This window comes from Ancylobacter sp. G4_0304 (assembly GCF_047501495.1).
Classification (GTDB): Bacteria; Pseudomonadota; Alphaproteobacteria; order Rhizobiales; family Xanthobacteraceae; genus Ancylobacter.
In genome coordinates this window covers 32,165-48,205 of the sequence record NZ_JAZDRM010000026.1, presented here as the reverse complement: position 1 = coordinate 48,205, position 16,041 = coordinate 32,165, and the positions used below count along the sequence as shown (strand labels likewise).

11 protein-coding genes and 1 pseudogene are annotated in these 16,041 nt (G+C 66.0%); 8 read left to right on the top strand and 4 right to left on the bottom strand.

Annotated elements, in window-relative coordinates; all coding sequences use genetic code 11:
* Window positions 1–41: 41 nt before the first annotated feature.
* The gene (gene cas3 / locus VRZ77_RS15310) at window positions 42–2,387 is read right to left on the bottom strand and encodes a CRISPR-associated helicase Cas3' (RefSeq protein ID WP_414593500.1); all 2,346 of its coding nucleotides are present in this window, start codon (window positions 2,385–2,387) and stop codon (window positions 42–44) included.
* Between the two features lie 402 nt (window positions 2,388–2,789).
* Window positions 2,790–2,927, bottom strand: a pseudogene (traD, locus tag VRZ77_RS15305) (conjugal transfer protein TraD); the annotation flags it as partial.
* 432 nt (window positions 2,928–3,359) lie between these two features.
* Between traD and VRZ77_RS15300 the strand changes: the two are divergent.
* The 8 genes from VRZ77_RS15300 to VRZ77_RS15265 all read left to right on the top strand — a co-directional run bounded on the left by VRZ77_RS15300 (window position 3,360) and on the right by VRZ77_RS15265 (window position 12,403).
* Entirely contained in the window at window positions 3,360–4,832 is a 1,473-nt protein-coding gene (locus VRZ77_RS15300; RefSeq protein ID WP_414593499.1) for a M81 family metallopeptidase, read from the top strand.
* A 182-nt stretch (window positions 4,833–5,014) separates the two neighbouring features.
* A complete protein-coding gene (locus VRZ77_RS15295; RefSeq protein WP_414593498.1) occupies window positions 5,015–5,791 on the top strand; it encodes a gamma-glutamyl-gamma-aminobutyrate hydrolase family protein in 777 nt (258 codons plus the stop codon).
* A 1-nt stretch (window position 5,792) separates the two neighbouring features.
* Window positions 5,793–7,124 carry an FAD-dependent oxidoreductase gene (locus VRZ77_RS15290; RefSeq protein WP_414593497.1) on the top strand — a complete coding sequence of 444 codons (1,332 nt, stop codon included), beginning with the start codon at window positions 5,793–5,795 and terminating at the stop codon, window positions 7,122–7,124.
* Between the two features lie 40 nt (window positions 7,125–7,164).
* Window positions 7,165–8,802 (top strand): ABC transporter substrate-binding protein, encoded by a 1,638-nt coding sequence (locus VRZ77_RS15285; RefSeq protein WP_414593496.1) that lies wholly within the window; start codon window positions 7,165–7,167, stop codon window positions 8,800–8,802.
* A 37-nt stretch (window positions 8,803–8,839) separates the two neighbouring features.
* Window positions 8,840–9,898 (top strand): ABC transporter permease, encoded by a 1,059-nt coding sequence (locus tag VRZ77_RS15280; protein WP_414593516.1) that lies wholly within the window; start codon window positions 8,840–8,842, stop codon window positions 9,896–9,898.
* The gene (locus VRZ77_RS15275) at window positions 9,895–10,827 is read left to right on the top strand and encodes an ABC transporter permease (protein WP_414593495.1); all 933 of its coding nucleotides are present in this window, start codon (window positions 9,895–9,897) and stop codon (window positions 10,825–10,827) included. Before VRZ77_RS15280 ends, VRZ77_RS15275 begins: the two co-directional genes overlap by 4 nt.
* Window positions 10,824–11,657, top strand: coding sequence for an ABC transporter ATP-binding protein (locus VRZ77_RS15270; RefSeq protein ID WP_414593494.1), 834 nt, complete (start codon window positions 10,824–10,826; stop codon window positions 11,655–11,657). The genes VRZ77_RS15275 and VRZ77_RS15270 overlap by 4 nt, the downstream gene beginning before the upstream one ends.
* On the top strand, window positions 11,654–12,403 hold the full coding sequence (locus VRZ77_RS15265; protein ID WP_414593493.1) for an ABC transporter ATP-binding protein: 750 nt from the start codon (window positions 11,654–11,656) through the stop codon (window positions 12,401–12,403). The genes VRZ77_RS15270 and VRZ77_RS15265 overlap by 4 nt, the downstream gene beginning before the upstream one ends.
* A 16-nt stretch (window positions 12,404–12,419) precedes the next feature.
* On the opposite strand, the gene VRZ77_RS15260 is transcribed toward VRZ77_RS15265, so the two are convergent.
* Window positions 12,420–13,466: a GlxA family transcriptional regulator gene (locus VRZ77_RS15260; RefSeq protein ID WP_414593492.1), complete on the bottom strand. Its 1,047-nt coding sequence runs from the start codon at window positions 13,464–13,466 to the stop codon at window positions 12,420–12,422.
* A gap of 77 nt (window positions 13,467–13,543) precedes the next feature.
* Window positions 13,544–15,940, bottom strand: coding sequence for an acetamidase/formamidase family protein (locus VRZ77_RS15255; RefSeq protein ID WP_414593491.1), 2,397 nt, complete (start codon window positions 15,938–15,940; stop codon window positions 13,544–13,546).
* Window positions 15,941–16,041 lie beyond the last annotated feature (101 nt).

Below are 16,041 nucleotides of genomic sequence, written 5' to 3'. Positions count from 1 at the left end.
TGCAATGAAGTAAACGCGCTTATACGCCCGTCAATGACGACTTAGTCAAACACGTTGCACACCGCATCCCGATAGGTGAGATTCGCCAGATCGACGCCCGTCTCTGGCAGGTAGAGGGCGAGATCGGTGAATGTCAGCATCGCGTCGCCGAGCCCGGGATGAACCGGGCGCAGCACGCCGCGCAGCAGCCACTCGTCCCGCGCCGTCTTCGGGATCGGCACCACATATTGCTGCAGGCGCCGCAGGTCGGCGGTGCGCGGCAGTTCCTGCGCCGCGATGCTCGCCAGCAGGTTCTCCGCGTCCTTATCGTCAGCGTCGACCTTCCACGGCACCACCACCGGCTCCATCACTTCATCGATCATGCGGAACGCTTCGGCGATGGAACGGAAGGGAAAGTCCAAACTGCTGGCCGAGTCGGCGATGGCGGGAAGAATGCCGCGATAGGCTCCCACCTTCGCGGCATCGAACACCTCGGCCGCGTCGCCCTTCTGCCAGTACAGCTCGGCAAAATAGTGCTTCACCGCGTCGAGGCCGAGCGGGTCCGCGTGCTTGTTCAGCACCGGCTGCGCCGCCTGCCAGCGCAGCTTTATGTCATGTTGCAGATGGCCTGCCGCCGGTTTGAACACCACGACGCGCCCGAGCCGGGGCCGGTCCTCGGCATCGCGCAACTCACCCTCGCGGTTGCAGCGCCCGGCGGCCTGCGCGATGGCATCAATCCCCGTTGCGGCGCGCCAGACCTCGGGAAAGCTGATATCGACACCCGCCTCGATCAGCGAGGTCGCCACCAGCCGCACCGGCTCGCGAGCCTCCAGCTTCGCCCGCAGATCGGCCAGCACCAACCGTCGATGGCGGGCGCACATCTGCGTGGAGAGATGCACGGCGCCCGGCAGCGAGCGGATGGAGTCGAACAGCACCCGCGCGTGCCGCCTTGTGTTGACGATGCACAGCATCTGCGGCTGCTCGGCGAAGCGCGCGGCGATGACGTCATCGGCGATCGGGGTCTCGAACCGTTCCACGGCCACGCGCTTCAGCGCCGCATAGAGGGCGGCCGGATCGGGCGCCATTTCGCGCTCCGGGGGCAGGTCGAGCCCGATGGGCCTGCGGGCCTTGTCGAGCAGGGCGCCATCGACCTGGCGCAGCGCCGGCTGGGTCGCCGTGCACAGCACCACGCTCGCGCGGTAGTTGCGCGCCAGCTGATCGATCGCCGCCAGGCTCGGCAGCAGCAAGGGCAGGGGCAGCATCTGCACCTCGTCCAGCACCACTACGCTGCCGGCGATGTTGTGCAGCTTTCGGCAACGCGAGGTGCGATTGGCGAACAGGCTTTCGAAGAACTGCACCGCCGTGGTGACGATGATCGGCACGTCCCAGTTCTCCGCCGCCCGTTGGAGCTTGGCGACCGCGCTGGGGGCCTCGTCGTCAGCCGGCCGTTCTCTGCGTGCCTTCTCCCAGTCGAAGCTGGCGTGATGTTCGAGAATGTCGTCGTTCCCACCAAGCGCCTGCCGGAAGACGTCGGCCGTCTGCTCGATGATCGAGGTATAGGGAATGACGTAGATGACCCGGCGCAGCCCGTGCCGGGCCGCGTGCTCCAGCGCGAAGGAAAGCGAGGTCAGCGTCTTGCCGCCGCCGGTCGGCACGGTGAGGCTGAACAGGCCCGGCGCCAGTGCCGCCTTGGCCATGGCATGGTCGAGAATGCCGGCGCGCAGCGCGTTGAGCGGCGTAGCTGGGGCTGCGATGCGTTTTTCCGCCATGAAGGCGGCGAGCCGGTCGCGCAACGTGGCGAGATCGGTGTGGTTGCCCCGCTCGACTGTTGCGCCGGTCGCTTTCGAATAGAAGCGCTCCGTCGCGATGAAATCGGCGTCAACGAGGCAGGAAAACAGCATCCGCAGCAGGAAGCTTAGGGCGAAACCCTTCGGCCCTCCCGTAGGTAGCGGCACGCGCGGTTTCAGCTCTGCCACTTCCGGCAGAGGCGCGGCATGGTGTTGCCAGTCCGCAGGGACCAGCCGATGAGCCGCTTCCATACGACGGCTTAGATCACCGCCATCGGCGAGGCCCGCATGATGGGCGGCTATGATGGCGGCGAGGACCGTGCCGAGCGCCCGGCCAGACCCGGTGCCATAGCGGTCGAGCGCGATGCGCGCCCCGGCGGAGGAATGGTCGCCGCCCGAGGGACGCTGTCCGGCAATGTACGCCTGGAACTCCGGCGACACCTTGCCGATGTCATGCAATAGCCCGGCGAGGCGCAGGACCTCCGCCCAGCCGAGGGGTTCGGCCAACTCGCCGGCCAACTGGCCGACCGCAGCGCCGTGGTCGACGAGAGTCTCCCACTCGTCGCGCGGGCGACCTATAACCGAGTGCGCATAGACGGTGGACATGGGCGCGACCAGCATTCCGACTCGTGACGGGCGCAGCGTCGACCCTCGACGCCTCAGCCAAGGTTAGGGGAAGAGATATCCTGGCTGATGCCAGCAACTGCGTCGGCACGCCGACCGATGGACCACTGGGCTTTGGCGTCCCACAGATTGATTGCGGTCACTTTATCCTCCTGACCAAGTAGAAAATTATATAGTGGTTCGTGCTCGAAATTCACAGCTGGGGTTGACGTGTAGCATTCTCGGAAGCGGGCTTTATCTCCGCTGCCCTACCCACAATTTCGCTACATGGAGCCTGGTGCGCAGCGGGTGTCTCTCGTCTGCCGCGTTCGGTTTCGAACGCCTGCCTTCCCTTTCAGGCCCAAAACGCCAGCGCCTCGCTCGCTCTCATCGCTCCTAAGCTTCCCCGGCCACCCAGAGTAGCGCGTCGGCGCCGGTGGCGATCACCAGATCGCCAAGCTGCTGAACTTTGCGGGTCTTGAGCTCTCGTCCCTTGTCCTCAAATGCCTTCAGGTCCGCGTCGAAGTCCCGTGGCTTGCGCATTGGTGTCTCCATCAGCAATCGATCGGAGGATGATAGTTGAGCGGGTCGCGATGGCTGTAATGTTGCCGGGACAGACTGGGATGGGCTCGTCGCTCCCGAGATTTTTTCGAGGGTGGGCGCGCTTATACGTCGTTCCGACGTGCGCTTCGCCGTGGTGATGTTCGGATCGCGATGGCGGCCAGTAGGCGGCGAGGCTGGCAGTGCCCCTGGCACTCCGCGAAATTCGAGGCGATCGGAGATTCAGGCCAAAAACAAAAAGAAACGTCCTAAAAACAAAAGCGCCTCCGTCGGCATCAACGCACCATGCGCGTGTCAATTAGATCTAGAAAACAAGACGCGATATTGACGTTGTAATGAAGTGTAATTTTCGCATGGCTTACGTCATGCGTGAATATATCGAATAAATTCTCGTCAATAATCCGTTTATCTATCGTTGGGTGGCCTAGAATGCGCATTTTCTCGGCGGGATTATCTCTCGAAGTAAATACATTCTCACCGCTGACGACAAGCTACCAGAGTTTTCTCGACGATCAGACTTTCCGGCCCGGCGAACACCCGCCCGAGCCACGTATGTCGACCGCGGCATTCTGGGTCGCGCGAGAACGCGCAGAGAGTGAGGGCTACGATTTTATTCCAGGCTCGTGCTTCTGGGCGATGCCCAATGGCATTGCCACCCGCAGCGCCTATGAGTGCATGCGCGACGAGATCCTGAGCCAGCTCGAAGCTGCGCTGCCGGTCGATGGCGTGGTTCTGATGCTGCATGGCGCGATGGTTGCCGATGGCTATGATGACTGCGAAGGCGACTTGCTCGATGGCGTGCGGGAGATCGCCGGGTCGGATGCGGTCATCGGCGTGCTCCTCGATCCGCACTGTCATCTGACCGCCCGTAAATGTCGGGCCAGCGACATCATCGTGCTGTTCAAGGAGTATCCGCACACCGATTTCGTCGAGCGCGCCGAGGAACTGCTGGATCTGGTGCTGGCGACGGTTCGCGGCGAGATCCGGCCGGTGACGTCACTGTGGGACTGCCGCCTGATCGCGTCGTTTCCGACCAGCGCCCCGCCGATGCGCGGCATCGTCGACCGGGCGATGGAACTGGAAGGACGGGATGGAATCCTCTCGGTCTCCATCGGCCACGGCTTCCCGCAGGGGGACGTGCCCGAGAGTGGCGCTCGCGTCCTGGTGATCACCGACGACGCCAAAGAGGTCGGCGACCGGATAGCTCGCGAACTCGGCGAGGCGGTGGCTGCGATCAAAGAGATATCCGCGCCGGCTTTCCTTCAACCTGCGGCGGCCATCGACGCCGCGCTGGCACGGGTCTCCCATCGACCGGTCACCATTGCCGATACCTCGGACAATGCCGGGGGCGGCGCGCCCTCCGACAACACCACCTTCCTTCGCCTGCTGATCGAACGCGGCGTATCCGGCGCGTCCGTCGGGCCGATCTGGGATCCTGGCGCCGTGCGCCTCGCCTTCGATGCCGGCGTGGGCGGGAAAATCCGCCTGCGCTTTGGAGGCAAGGTGTGCTGGGCCTCCGGGCAGCCGATCGATGCCGACGTCGAGGTTCTCACCTGCGTCGCCGATGCCATGCAGAGCTTTGCCGGATCGCCGGTCGAGATGGGAGATGCCGTTGGGGTACGAACGGCAGAGGGGGTCGGCGCTGTGCTGGTCTCGAAGCGCTGTCAGGCGATGGGGCACGACCTGTTCGCCAATCTCGGCATCGACCCGTTAAGGGAGCGCCTGCTGGTGGCGAAGTCTAACCAGCATTTCTTCGCGTCCTTCGCGCCGATCTCCGAGCAGGTGATCTACGCGACCGGCGACGGCCTGCTGTCGTCTGATTACGCCTGTTACCCCTGGCGAAAGGTCCAGCGGCCGATCTGGCCGCTGGACGAGGCGGTCCGCGGCCGCCTGCTGCTCTGACGCGGCACCGGCGCCGGGACACTAACCAGACACATCGAACGACAGGCCGGCCGCCCCGCGCGCCCGCAACGGTGACGTGCGCCGTCTCGGCGGAAGTGCGGACCATCCGACACCAAGGGCGACGCCGGCCGTCGATCTCCTGCCTGCCTCGGCTGCGAGGCGAAGACCATGAAGGCCTGACGATGACCATCGAAGCCCCCGCCCCGCATGCAGGCGCCGCCGCCGGTGAACGGCCGCTCATTCTCCTGACCCCCGATCTTGCCGTTACCGAGCGAGGAGCGACCGAGCGCGAATATGTGCTGCGCGCCAACTATGCCGACGCGATCTCGGAAGCCGGTGGGCTTCCACTGGTGGTTCCGCTCGACCTGCGCCATCTGCCGGAGGCTCTCGACCGGGCCGCGGGGATCGTCGTCACCGGCTCGGGAGCGGGAGCGCAGGTGCCGGCGCGGCGCATCGCCTTCGAACACGAAGTGGTGGAGCAGGCGCTCGAACGCGGCATGCCGCTGCTCGGCATCTGTCACGGCATGCAACTCCTCGGCGAGCATCTTGGCGGACGGATCCAGCGTGATGTGCCGGAACTGATCGGTGACGACACTCTGCACCTGCCGGCGGAAGTGCCCGACCGGGTGGCTCACGACGTCACCCTCGCGACCGGCAGTCTCCTCGCGGGATGGTCGCAGACCGCAACGGTCCGGGTGAACAGCCTGCATCGCCACATTCTCGTCGGCGCGGGCAATTTCCATGTCACCGCCCGTTCGCTGGACGGCTTCATCGAGGCGATCGAAGGCACGGGAGATAGCTTCTGCCTTGGGGTCCAGTGGCACCCGGAATATCGGTTGACCGCCCTCGACCGGCAACTCCTCGCCGCCTTCGTCGACGCGTGCAGGGCGCATGCCGCGCACGCAGCGGGCTCAGCGCCGACGCGACGGTCCGTCGTCGCCGTGGCGAAGGGAGGCTGAGATGGCGCGCATCGCCGTCGTCGGGGCCGGCATCGTCGGCGTGGCCTCGGCCTATCTCCTGTGCAAGGCGGGGCACGACGTCACCCTGGTCGACCGCCACAGCGGCCCGGCGCAGGGAGCCAGCCGGGCCAACGGCGCCCAGCTAAGCTATGCTTACGGCGATGCGCTCGCGACCCCGTCGATGCTCGGCCATCTGCCCGCCATCGTGCTCGGCCGCGATCCCGCCTATCGCGTGCGGCTGAACACAGACCCGGAATTCCTCGTCTGGGGCCTGCGCTTCCTTGGCAATTGCCTGCCGGGTCGCTTCCTCGCCAATACGCAGCATCTTCTCCAGATGGCGGCCCGGACCAGCCTGCTGCTGAAGGATCTGCTCGACGAGTTCGATCTCCCCTTCGACTACACGGTCGCTGGCAAGATGATCCTCTATCCGAGCATCGCCGCCTGCGAGAAATCGGCGGCGGTGCAGGCGCTCAAGCGGTCGCTCGGCCTGCAGCAGGACATACTCACCCGCTCCGAAGCCACGGCCATCGAGCCGGCGCTCGACCTGTACCCCGACGAAATCGGCCGGGTTCTCTACAACGCGGACGACGCCGCCGGACGGCCCGACGCCTTCGCCGCCGCGCTGATCGAGCGGCTGAAAGAGGCGTATGGCCTGCGCACCGTCTTCGGGCACCCGGTGCAAAGCATCCTCGACAGCGGCGGCAGCATTCGAGGGCTCGCCTTTGCGTCCCGCGAACCGCTGGAGTGCGATCTCGTCGTGGTCGCGTCAGGTTCGCCGCCCGATTTCCTGCCGTGGCGCGACCGTGGCTTCGGCAGTGTCTGGCCCGTGCAGGGCTATTCGATAACGGCGCGGGCGACACCGGCGGCGATGCGTACCTCCCTTACGGATGTGCGGCGAAAGATCGTGTTCGCGCGCATCGGCGACGAGGTGCGCGCCGCCGGGCTCGCCGATATCGGCCCTCGGGATTTCCGCTTCGACGGCGCGCGCTTCGACACTTTCCGCACTGCCGCCACCACCGCGTTCGGCGGCGCCTTCGAGCAAGAAGCCAACGGTGCGGGGCTGCAACCGTGGTCGGGCGCGCGGCCCTGCGCGCCGTCCTCGCGCCCGATCATTCGGCAGGGCAGCTTGAACGGGCTCTACCTGAACCTCGGCCATGGCACGCTCGGCTGGACGCTCAGTCTCGGTTCCGCCAGCCGGCTCGTCGACATCATCCAGCCTGCGACCTCATTCGCATCTGTGTCGAAAAACCAAAGAGAATGTCGAAATCCTGAAATCCACGATCCGGCCGCCAACCCATCATGTGCTCAATCGGTGAGCGCGCCTAAACCCTGACCGAAACATCAAAACCTCCAGAGACAACAGGAACACGACGATGACCACGCTTTTGACGAGACGCATGTTCACGCTGGCCGCCGGCGTTAGCCTGGGCATCCTCACCGCCACGCTTCCCGCCTACGCGGCCACGCCGCAGGACACGCTGGTCGAGGCATTCGCCATCGACGACATCATCAGCCTCGATCCGGCGGAATCTTTCGAGCTCTCCGCTGCCGAAGTCATCAGCAACAGCTACAGCCAGCTTGTGAAGCTCGACATCAACGACACCACCAGGGTCGTCGGCGATCTGGCGGAAAGCTGGACCGTGTCGCCGGACGGGCTCACCTTTACGTTCAAGCTGAAACCGGGCGTGACGTTCGCTTCCGGCAACCCGCTTACCGCCGAGGACATAGCCTGGGCCTTCGAGCGCATGGCGAAGCTCGACAAGAGCCCGGCCTTCCTGATCGGCCAGCTCGGCATCACCGGCGACAATGTGACCGAAAAGGCCAGGGCCGTCGACGCGACGACCTTCGCGCTGACCATCGACAAGGCCTATGCACCGAGCTTCGTGCTCAACGTCATGGCCGCGAGCCCGCTCTCGGCGGTCGATAAGAAGCTCGTGCTCCAGCACGTCAAGGAAGTCACCCCGTCGGCCGACTACAAGTACGACAATGATTTCGGCAATGCCTGGCTGAAGTTGAACCATGCCGGCTCCGGCCCGTTCGCGGTGCGGACCTGGAGGGCCAACGAGATTGTCATTCTCGATCGCAACGACACGTATTTCGGCGACAAGGCCAAGCTCGCGCGGGTCATATTCCGGCACATGAAGGAAAGCGCCGCCCAGAGGCTGGCCCTTGAGGCGGGCGACGTCGATGTCGCGCGCAACCTTGAGCCCGGCGACATGGAGGCAATCGCGAAGAACAAGAACCTCGCGCTCGACAGTTCTGCCAAGGGCACCGTCTACTATATCAGCCTCAACCAGAAGAATCCCACGCTCGCCAAGCCCGAGGTGCGCGACGCTCTCAAATACCTGGTCGACTACGAGGCGCTCGGCAAGACGCTCATCAAGGGGATCGGCGAGGTGCACCAGAGCTTCCTGCCCGGTGGCCAGCTCGGCGCTCTCGATGACAATCCCTACAAGCTCGACATTGGCAAGGCGAAGGCGCTGCTGGCGAAGGCCGGGTTGCCGGACGGCTTCACGGTTACGATGGACGTGCGCTCCACCCAGCCTGTCAGCGGCATCGCCGAAGCCTTCCAGCAGAGCGCGGCCAAGGCCGGCGTGAAGGTCGAGATCATTCCCGGCGACGGCAAGCAGACCCTGACCAAGTACCGCGCCCGCAACCACGACATCTATATCGGTCAGTGGGGCTCGGACTATTGGGATCCCCATTCCAATGCCCAGACCTTCTCGTCCAACCCCGACAATTCGGACGCCGGCAAGTCGAAGACCCTCGCCTGGCGCAATGCGTGGGACATCCCCGCCATGACCGCCAAGACCGATGCCGCTCTCATGGAGAAGGAGTCCGGCGCGCGCGCCAAGATGTATGGCGAGCTGCAGAGGGACGTGATGACCAACGGCCCCTTCATCATCATCTACCAGCAGACCGAAGTCGCCGGGCACTCGTCCAAGTTGAAGGGCTTCAAGCTCGGCCCCTCCTTCGATTCCAACTTCCTCGCGCCGGTTGCGAAGAACTGACGGGAAGGGAGCCGTTGTCGGGGAGGAACAGATGACGATGATCACCATGGACAGTCGCGGGAGGCGATGGGCCCTCGGCCTGACCCGCCTCAACGGCGTCGCACGTTTCCTGCTGGTGGTCGGCACCACCTATCTGGGCCTCCTCGCCGTCACCTTCTTCATCGGCCGCGTCGTGCCGATCGACCCCGTGCTGGCGGCGCTGGGTGACCGCGCCTCCGCCGCCGCCTATGAGCGGATGCGGCACGAGATGGGCCTCGACCTGCCGCTGTGGCAGCAGTTCTTCGTCTATCTCAAGCAGGTGCTGAGCGGAGACCTCGGCACGTCCGTCCTGACCACCCGACCGGTGCTCACCGACATCGCGTATGTCTTCCCCGCGACCCTCGAACTCGCGACCACGGGCACCTTCATCGGCGTCGTCCTCGGCATTCCGCTGGGCGTGCTGGCGGCGGTCAAGCGCGGCACGCTCGCCGATCAGGCCGTGCGCCTGATCGGCCTCGCCGGGTACTCGATACCTATCTTCTGGCTGGCGCTGCTGGGCCTGCTCCTGTTCTACGCCAAGCTGCGCTGGATCGCCTTTCCCGGCCGTATCGACGTCGTCTACGAGTACACTTTCACGCCGATCACCGGGCTGCTGCTGTTCGATGCCCTGATCCAGCGCCAGTGGGACGTGGCGTGGGACGTGTTCCGTCACCTCGTCCTGCCCGCGAGCCTGCTCGGCTATCTCTCGCTGGCCTATATCAGCCGCATGACGCGCTCGTTCATGCTCAACGAGCTCGGCCAGGAATATGTCGTCGCGGCTCGGGCCAAGGGCCTGTCGGAGACACGGATCATCTGGCGCCATGCGCTGCGCAACGCCGCCGTGCCGCTCGTCACCGTCGTGGTGCTGTCCTATGCGAGCCTGCTCGAAGGATCGGTGCTCACCGAGACGGTGTTCTCCTGGCCGGGGCTCGGCCTCTACATCACCAACTCGCTGCAGAATGCCGACATGAACGCCGTGCTCGGCGGCACGCTGGTCATCGGCTCCGTCTTCATCGCCCTCAACCTCCTGTCCGATCTGCTCTATCGGACGCTCGATCCGAGGACCCGCGCACGATGACCGCTCTTTCGGAATCACGGGTGCCGGGCTGGCGCGCCTGGTTGCTCACGGAGACCCCCACCTCGCGCCGGCAGGCACGCCTCGGCCACGCTTATGCCGCCTGGCTGCGCTTTCGCGCCAACCCGCTCGCGGTACTCGGCCTCGCCATTATCCTCGCTTTGGTGCTGGTTGCCGCGGCCGCCAACATTATCGCCCCCCACTCGCCCTATGAGGGCGACCTCGCCAATGCCCGGCTGCTGCCGCCAGGCGCGGGCGGCTATCTGCTCGGCACCGACGATCAGGGTCGCGACATCCTCGCGCGGCTGATCTACGGCTCGCGGCTGACGCTCACCGTGGTGACGCTGGTCGCGATCATCGCCGCACCGCTCGGGCTGCTGATCGGCACGGTCGCCGGCTATGCCGGCGGCTGGGTGGACGCGACCCTGATGCGCGTCACCGACATCTTCCTCGCCTTCCCCAAGCTGGTGCTGGCGCTGGCCTTCGCCGCGGCATTGGGCCCAGGCATCGCCAATGCGGTGATCGCCATCGCCATCACCTCCTGGCCTCCCTATGCCCGCATGGCCCGCGCCGAGACGCTCGGCATGCGCCATTCCGACTACATCGCCGCGGTTCAGCTGATGGGCGCCTCCGGCTGGCGCGTCGTGCTGCGCCACGTCATGCCGATGTGCCTGTCCTCGCTGATCGTGCGTGTGACGCTCGATATGTCCGGCATCATCCTCACCGCGGCAGGACTCGGCTTTCTCGGCCTCGGGGCACAGCCGCCAACGCCGGAATGGGGCGCGATGATCGCCTCCGGCCGGCGCTTCATCCTCGACCAGTGGTGGGTCGCCACCATGCCCGGCATCGCGATCTTCGTCGTCAGCCTTGGCTTCAACCTGCTCGGCGACGGGCTGCGCGACGCCCTTGATCCGAAGGAGGCCGGACGATGAGCGCGCTTCTTACGGTCGACAATCTCACTGTCGAATATCCAGGCCGCTCCGGTCTCGTCAGGGCAGTGCGAGGCGTCAGCTTCACCCTCGGGCGTGAGCGCCTCGGCATCGTTGGCGAAAGCGGCTCGGGCAAGTCCCAGACCGGGCGCGCCATCATGGGGCTGACCCCGCCCCATGCCCGCATCTTTGCCGACCGGCTGGAATTTTCCGGCATCGACCTCATGAAGGCGAGCCCGCGGGAGAGACGGGCACTGCGCGGCGGGCGCATCGCGATGGTGCTGCAGGACCCGAAATATTCCCTCAACCCGGTGATGACGATCGGCCGGCAGGTCGTCGAGACCCTGGTCACGCATTCGCCGGTGGGCCGAGCCGAGGCGCGCAACCAGGCACTGGCCATGCTCGAAGCGGTGCAGATCTGCGATCCCGAACGTGTCTTCGGGCTTTATCCGCACGAGGTATCCGGCGGCATGGGGCAGCGGGTGATGATCGCCATGATGCTGGTCTGCGGGCCGGAACTCCTGATCGCCGACGAGCCCACCTCGGCGCTCGACGTGACCGTGCAGCTCGACGTGCTGGCCATCCTCGACCGGCTGGTGCGCGAGCGCGGCATGGGGCTGATCTTCGTCAGCCACGACCTGCGCCTTGTCTCCTCCTTCTGCGACCGCGTGCTGGTCATGTATGCCGGCCGGGTGGTCGAGGAACTCGCCTCCGGTGACCTGTCGTCGGCACGCCATCCCTACACGCGCGGGCTGCTCGACTGCGTGCCGAAAATCGGCGAGAGCCGGCACCCGCTCCCCATCCTCGACCGCAAGCCGGAGTGGGCCGCATGACCACGGTTCTGAGTGCCGAAAGCGTCAATGTGCAGTTCGGCAGCTATCACGCGCTTCGGGATGTCAGCATCACCGTCGACCGCGGCGAGTCCTTCGGTCTCGTCGGTGAATCGGGGTCGGGGAAGTCGACGCTGCTGCGGGCCGTCGTCGGTCTCGCGCCGATGCATTCCGGCAGCATCTCGATCGACGGGCTGGCGCAACGCGGCAAGCGGCGCCCCCGCGACTTCTTCCGCAAGGTGCAGATGGTGTTCCAGGACCCCTATGGCTCGCTGCACCCGCGCCAGACGGTCGACCAGCAATTGCTCGAACCTCTCGCCATTCACGGCTTTGACGGCGGCGAGGCCCGTATCCGCCGGGCGCTGGACGAGGTCGGGCTCGGCCGGTCCTTCCGCTTCCGCTACCCTCATCAGATGTCCGGAGGCCAACGCCAGCGGATCGCCATTGCCCGGGCACTGATCCTGGAGCCGGAGATCCTGCTGCTCGACGAGCCGACATCTGCGCTCGACGCTTCGGTGCAGGCGGAGGTGCTGAACCTGCTGGAGCAGGTACGACGCGAACGGAGCCTCACCTTCCTCATGGTCAGTCACGATCTGGGTGTCGTGACCCATATGTGCCGGCGTCTGGTGACGATGCGGCACGGCATTGTCGTCGAGGCGCTCACTTCCGCCGAGCTCGCGACCGGCGCGGTCAAGACGGATTACACACGTGACCTGATCGCAGCGAGCCGGGGCTTCACGCGCCAATAGCGCCCTCGGTCCCGGTTCAACGCAGGCTGCTGGGCGGTGCGCCGTATTTCGCCTTGAACGACGTCGCGAAATGCGCGCAGTCGGAAAAGCCGGTCTGGTAGGCGATGGCCGTCATGGGCATGTTGCTGTTCTGGACCAGCCATTTCGCGTAGCGCAGCCGGGTCTCGATGATGAAGCGCTTCGGCGTCATGCCGAGATGTTCCTGAAACAGGCGTGCGAACTGCCGGGAACTCAGCCCGACATGATTCGCCACGGTCTCCGGGTTGATCTCCTGACCCATCCGGCTCTCGATCAGCACCACGGCCCGCTGCACCCGGGAATCCGAGGAATGGCGGAAGCTCGACGCCCGGCTCTTCTCGAACTCGCTGGCATCAGGCTGCTCCGAGAGGCTGAGCTGATGCACCGTCTTGGCGGCGCGGTCCGGCCCGCAATGGGTCTTGATCAGCTGCGTCATCAGGCTGAGGATCGACACGCCGCCGGGCACGGTAATCCGGTCGCCGTCGATGACGAAATCATCGCGGGTCGAGATCTTGAGCGCGGGGAAGGCGACGCGGAAGTCTTCGCGGTGGAAGGGGTGGACGGCGACGCGCCTGTCCGCCAGCAGCCCCTCCTGCGCCAACACGAAGATGCCGGTGCATGCGGCGATCAGCGGCACGCCGGCCGCCGCCGCGGCCTTCAGGTAATCGCGATGGCGTGGCGGCCCGTCGCGCAGATGCGGCAGCAATCCGCCGATCACCACCACATAGTCGAAGTCCGTCGGGTTGATGTACGGCACATCCGCCTTGATCCGGACCCCGCAACTGGCGACGGCGGAATAGCCACGCTCGCCCATGATCGACCAGCGGCAGTGTACCGGTCGCGAATTGTCGCCGAAATCCGCCGCGTGACGAAGCGGCTCAAGGATGCCGGTCAGCGACATCATCGGGAAGGTTGGCCACAGCACGATGCCGATCGAAAGCTCCGGCTTCGGCTCGCGGGCGGTGAGCAGCCGTTGCGACCAGATATGGTCGAGCCAGCGAATGTAATCGTCGCCCGTCGCCGTCGGCTCCTTGCTGTCTGCCATGATGCGATCTCCAGTCGGCATCATACTAGGCTGGCCGAAGGGCTGGCGGGAGTCGCGATCCGGCAGATGACGACTGGTCAGGTGATGCGCTCTTCGAGCCTGGTCTCCGGAGAACCCGCGCGGCTCTCTGGAAAGATGGCCTTGTTGATCTTGGCGTGGACGCCCCAGTTTCCGTCGGCCACCTGGGTCACGCCAAAGTCTACCGCCACCGACATCAGCGAAATCGCCTCGTCCTCGTCGAGCCCGTAGCGTTCCATCAGGAACTTGCGCGCGGCACGGAAGGCGCTGCGCAGCGCGCGGCTGAGCGAGGAGCGCTTGAACACCTCGGACTGGGCGTTGCGGCCCAACTCCCGCAGATAGTTGGTGTAGCTGAAGCCGTGCAGCAGCCAGGCATCCGGCGTCTCGATCAGCGGCGCGCCGAGGCCGTTGAGGAAGGATTTGTGGGTCTCGCCGCGCTTGTGCAGCACGAGGCGCACCTCGCCGGTGAGCGAGCATTCCAAAGCCGTGCCGCTGATTTCGCCATCGCCCTGCGCCAGATGCGGGTCGCCGATCGACAGCAGCGCGCCCGGCACCGCCACCGGCAGATAGACCGACGCGCCCTTGCCGGCGCGCCAATTGTCGATATTGCCGCCGAAATAGCCGGGCGGCACCGAATCCACCATGTCGCTCTCGCGCGGCGCCACGGCGATGAAGCCGAAATGCGGGCGGACGGGGATGCGGGCGCCGGCGAGCACGCCCACGCGCTTCTCGATCCGGCGGTGATCGACCGGCACGCCGGGGTAGTCGATGGTTTCGTGAACGACGCCGAAGGGGTCGGTCTGCGGCGTCCAGCGGAAGGAATGGACCGCCTCGGCAAACCCGCTCTCGCCGGCGGCGTCGGTGCGGTAGATGGTGATGACCTCGCGCTTGCGCGGCTCGTCCAGAACATTGTCATGGTGAAAGCCCCACGCCGCCGCGGCGTTGGAGCCGAACGCATAGCCGGCATAGGCGGGATTGGCGCTGGGGCGCGGCTTCAGGTCGAGAATCTCCACTTCCAGCACGTCGCCGGGCTCGGCGCCGTGGACGAAGATGGGGCCGGTGCAGATGTGCACGCCGAAACCCTCGCCGGCGCCGCGCCCGAAAATCGAGGCATTCACCGGCCCGGCGCCGCGGCGGTCCACGGCCTTGTAGTCGGCGGTCCAGCGAAACACGCTTTCCGCGCCGGGATCGCCGGCGATCATCCGCTCATGATCGTCATAAGCGTGCTGCGTCAGGGTCTCGATGGTCACCTGCGCGCCGGAGCGCACGCGCAGCGCCGGCGGAATGCTGCGCGAGAGATAGCCCCAATGCACGGTCTCGCGGGACACCGGCAGGTGATGATGGCCAGGCTCGGCGGCCTCGCGCGGGCGCACCGGCGCCGGCAGGTCTGCGGCCTCGGCGCCGGTGGCCGCCGCCGGAGCCGGACGGACGGGCCGCGCGCCGGAATGCATGGGGCGACCACGGGTCCAGCGCGTCTCGACCGTCGCCCCGGCGGATTTGCGGTAGTCGCGCGGTGAAATGCCATAGGCGGCGCTGAACACCCGGCTGAAATGCGCCTGATCCGCGAAGCCCCAGCGAAAGCCGATCTCGGCGATCGAGCGGTCGGCATGTTGCGGATTGACCAGGTCGAGCCGGCAATGCTCCAGCCGGCGGTGGCGCACATAGTCGGAGAAGGAGCGGTCCTGCCCTTCGAACAAGCGCTGTATGTAGCGCGCCGACAGTCCCTCCGCCTTGGCGATATCGGCGACGGACAGCTCGGGCTCGCGCAGCCGCGCCTCGATCTGCGCGCACACCCTGGCGAAATGCGCCGCCTGCACCTGGGTCGCGTTGTCCTCTTCCGGCCGCGCCTCGGCCAGCAGGGCGGAGAGCACGAGTTCCGTCACCGCCGGCTCGGCGGCCATCACGTCGCCATCCTCCATCACCGCGAATTGGGAGGCCAGTGCCCGCATCAGCGGCCGCGCCGCCGCCGCCGATACGGTTTCACCCAGCACCAGCGTCGGAACGGTCGCGCCGCGGCCGAACCGGCCCACCAGCCGCTCGCGCGGCAGGCACAGCAGCAGCAGCTCGAAATCGTTGCGGAACTGCACCGAGAAGGGGTTCGCGGGGTCGCAGACCCAGAGGTCACCATCGGCAAATTCAGCGGCGCGCCGGCCGGAATCGGTGAGATGGCCGCGTCCATAGGTGACGAAGCCGATGAGTACGGGCGCGTCGCTCCTCGCCGGCTCCCCGGTCTTCCGGGCGGCCTGACCCAGGGCGGTGAGTTTCTGCGCGGTCGAACGCAGCAGGGCAAAGCTCGCCTGTGTCGGCGAGCGCTTGATCGAGACCTCGCCGAAATGGAAGGCGTCAGTGTCGGAAAGCTGCGCGGCAAGGCCGAGCGAGGCCAAAGTCTCGCGCCACGCCGCCTCCTGCTTGGAAGCCGGAAAGGCGTTGATCGAGATGGGAACGGCTCGGTTCATGGCAGCACACTCATGGGCGGACGAATGGCGCAGGCGGCGCTGGATCTCCAGTGAAACACTTTGACGAATGGCGCACAAAAACTTGTCGCGCCGCGAGCGGG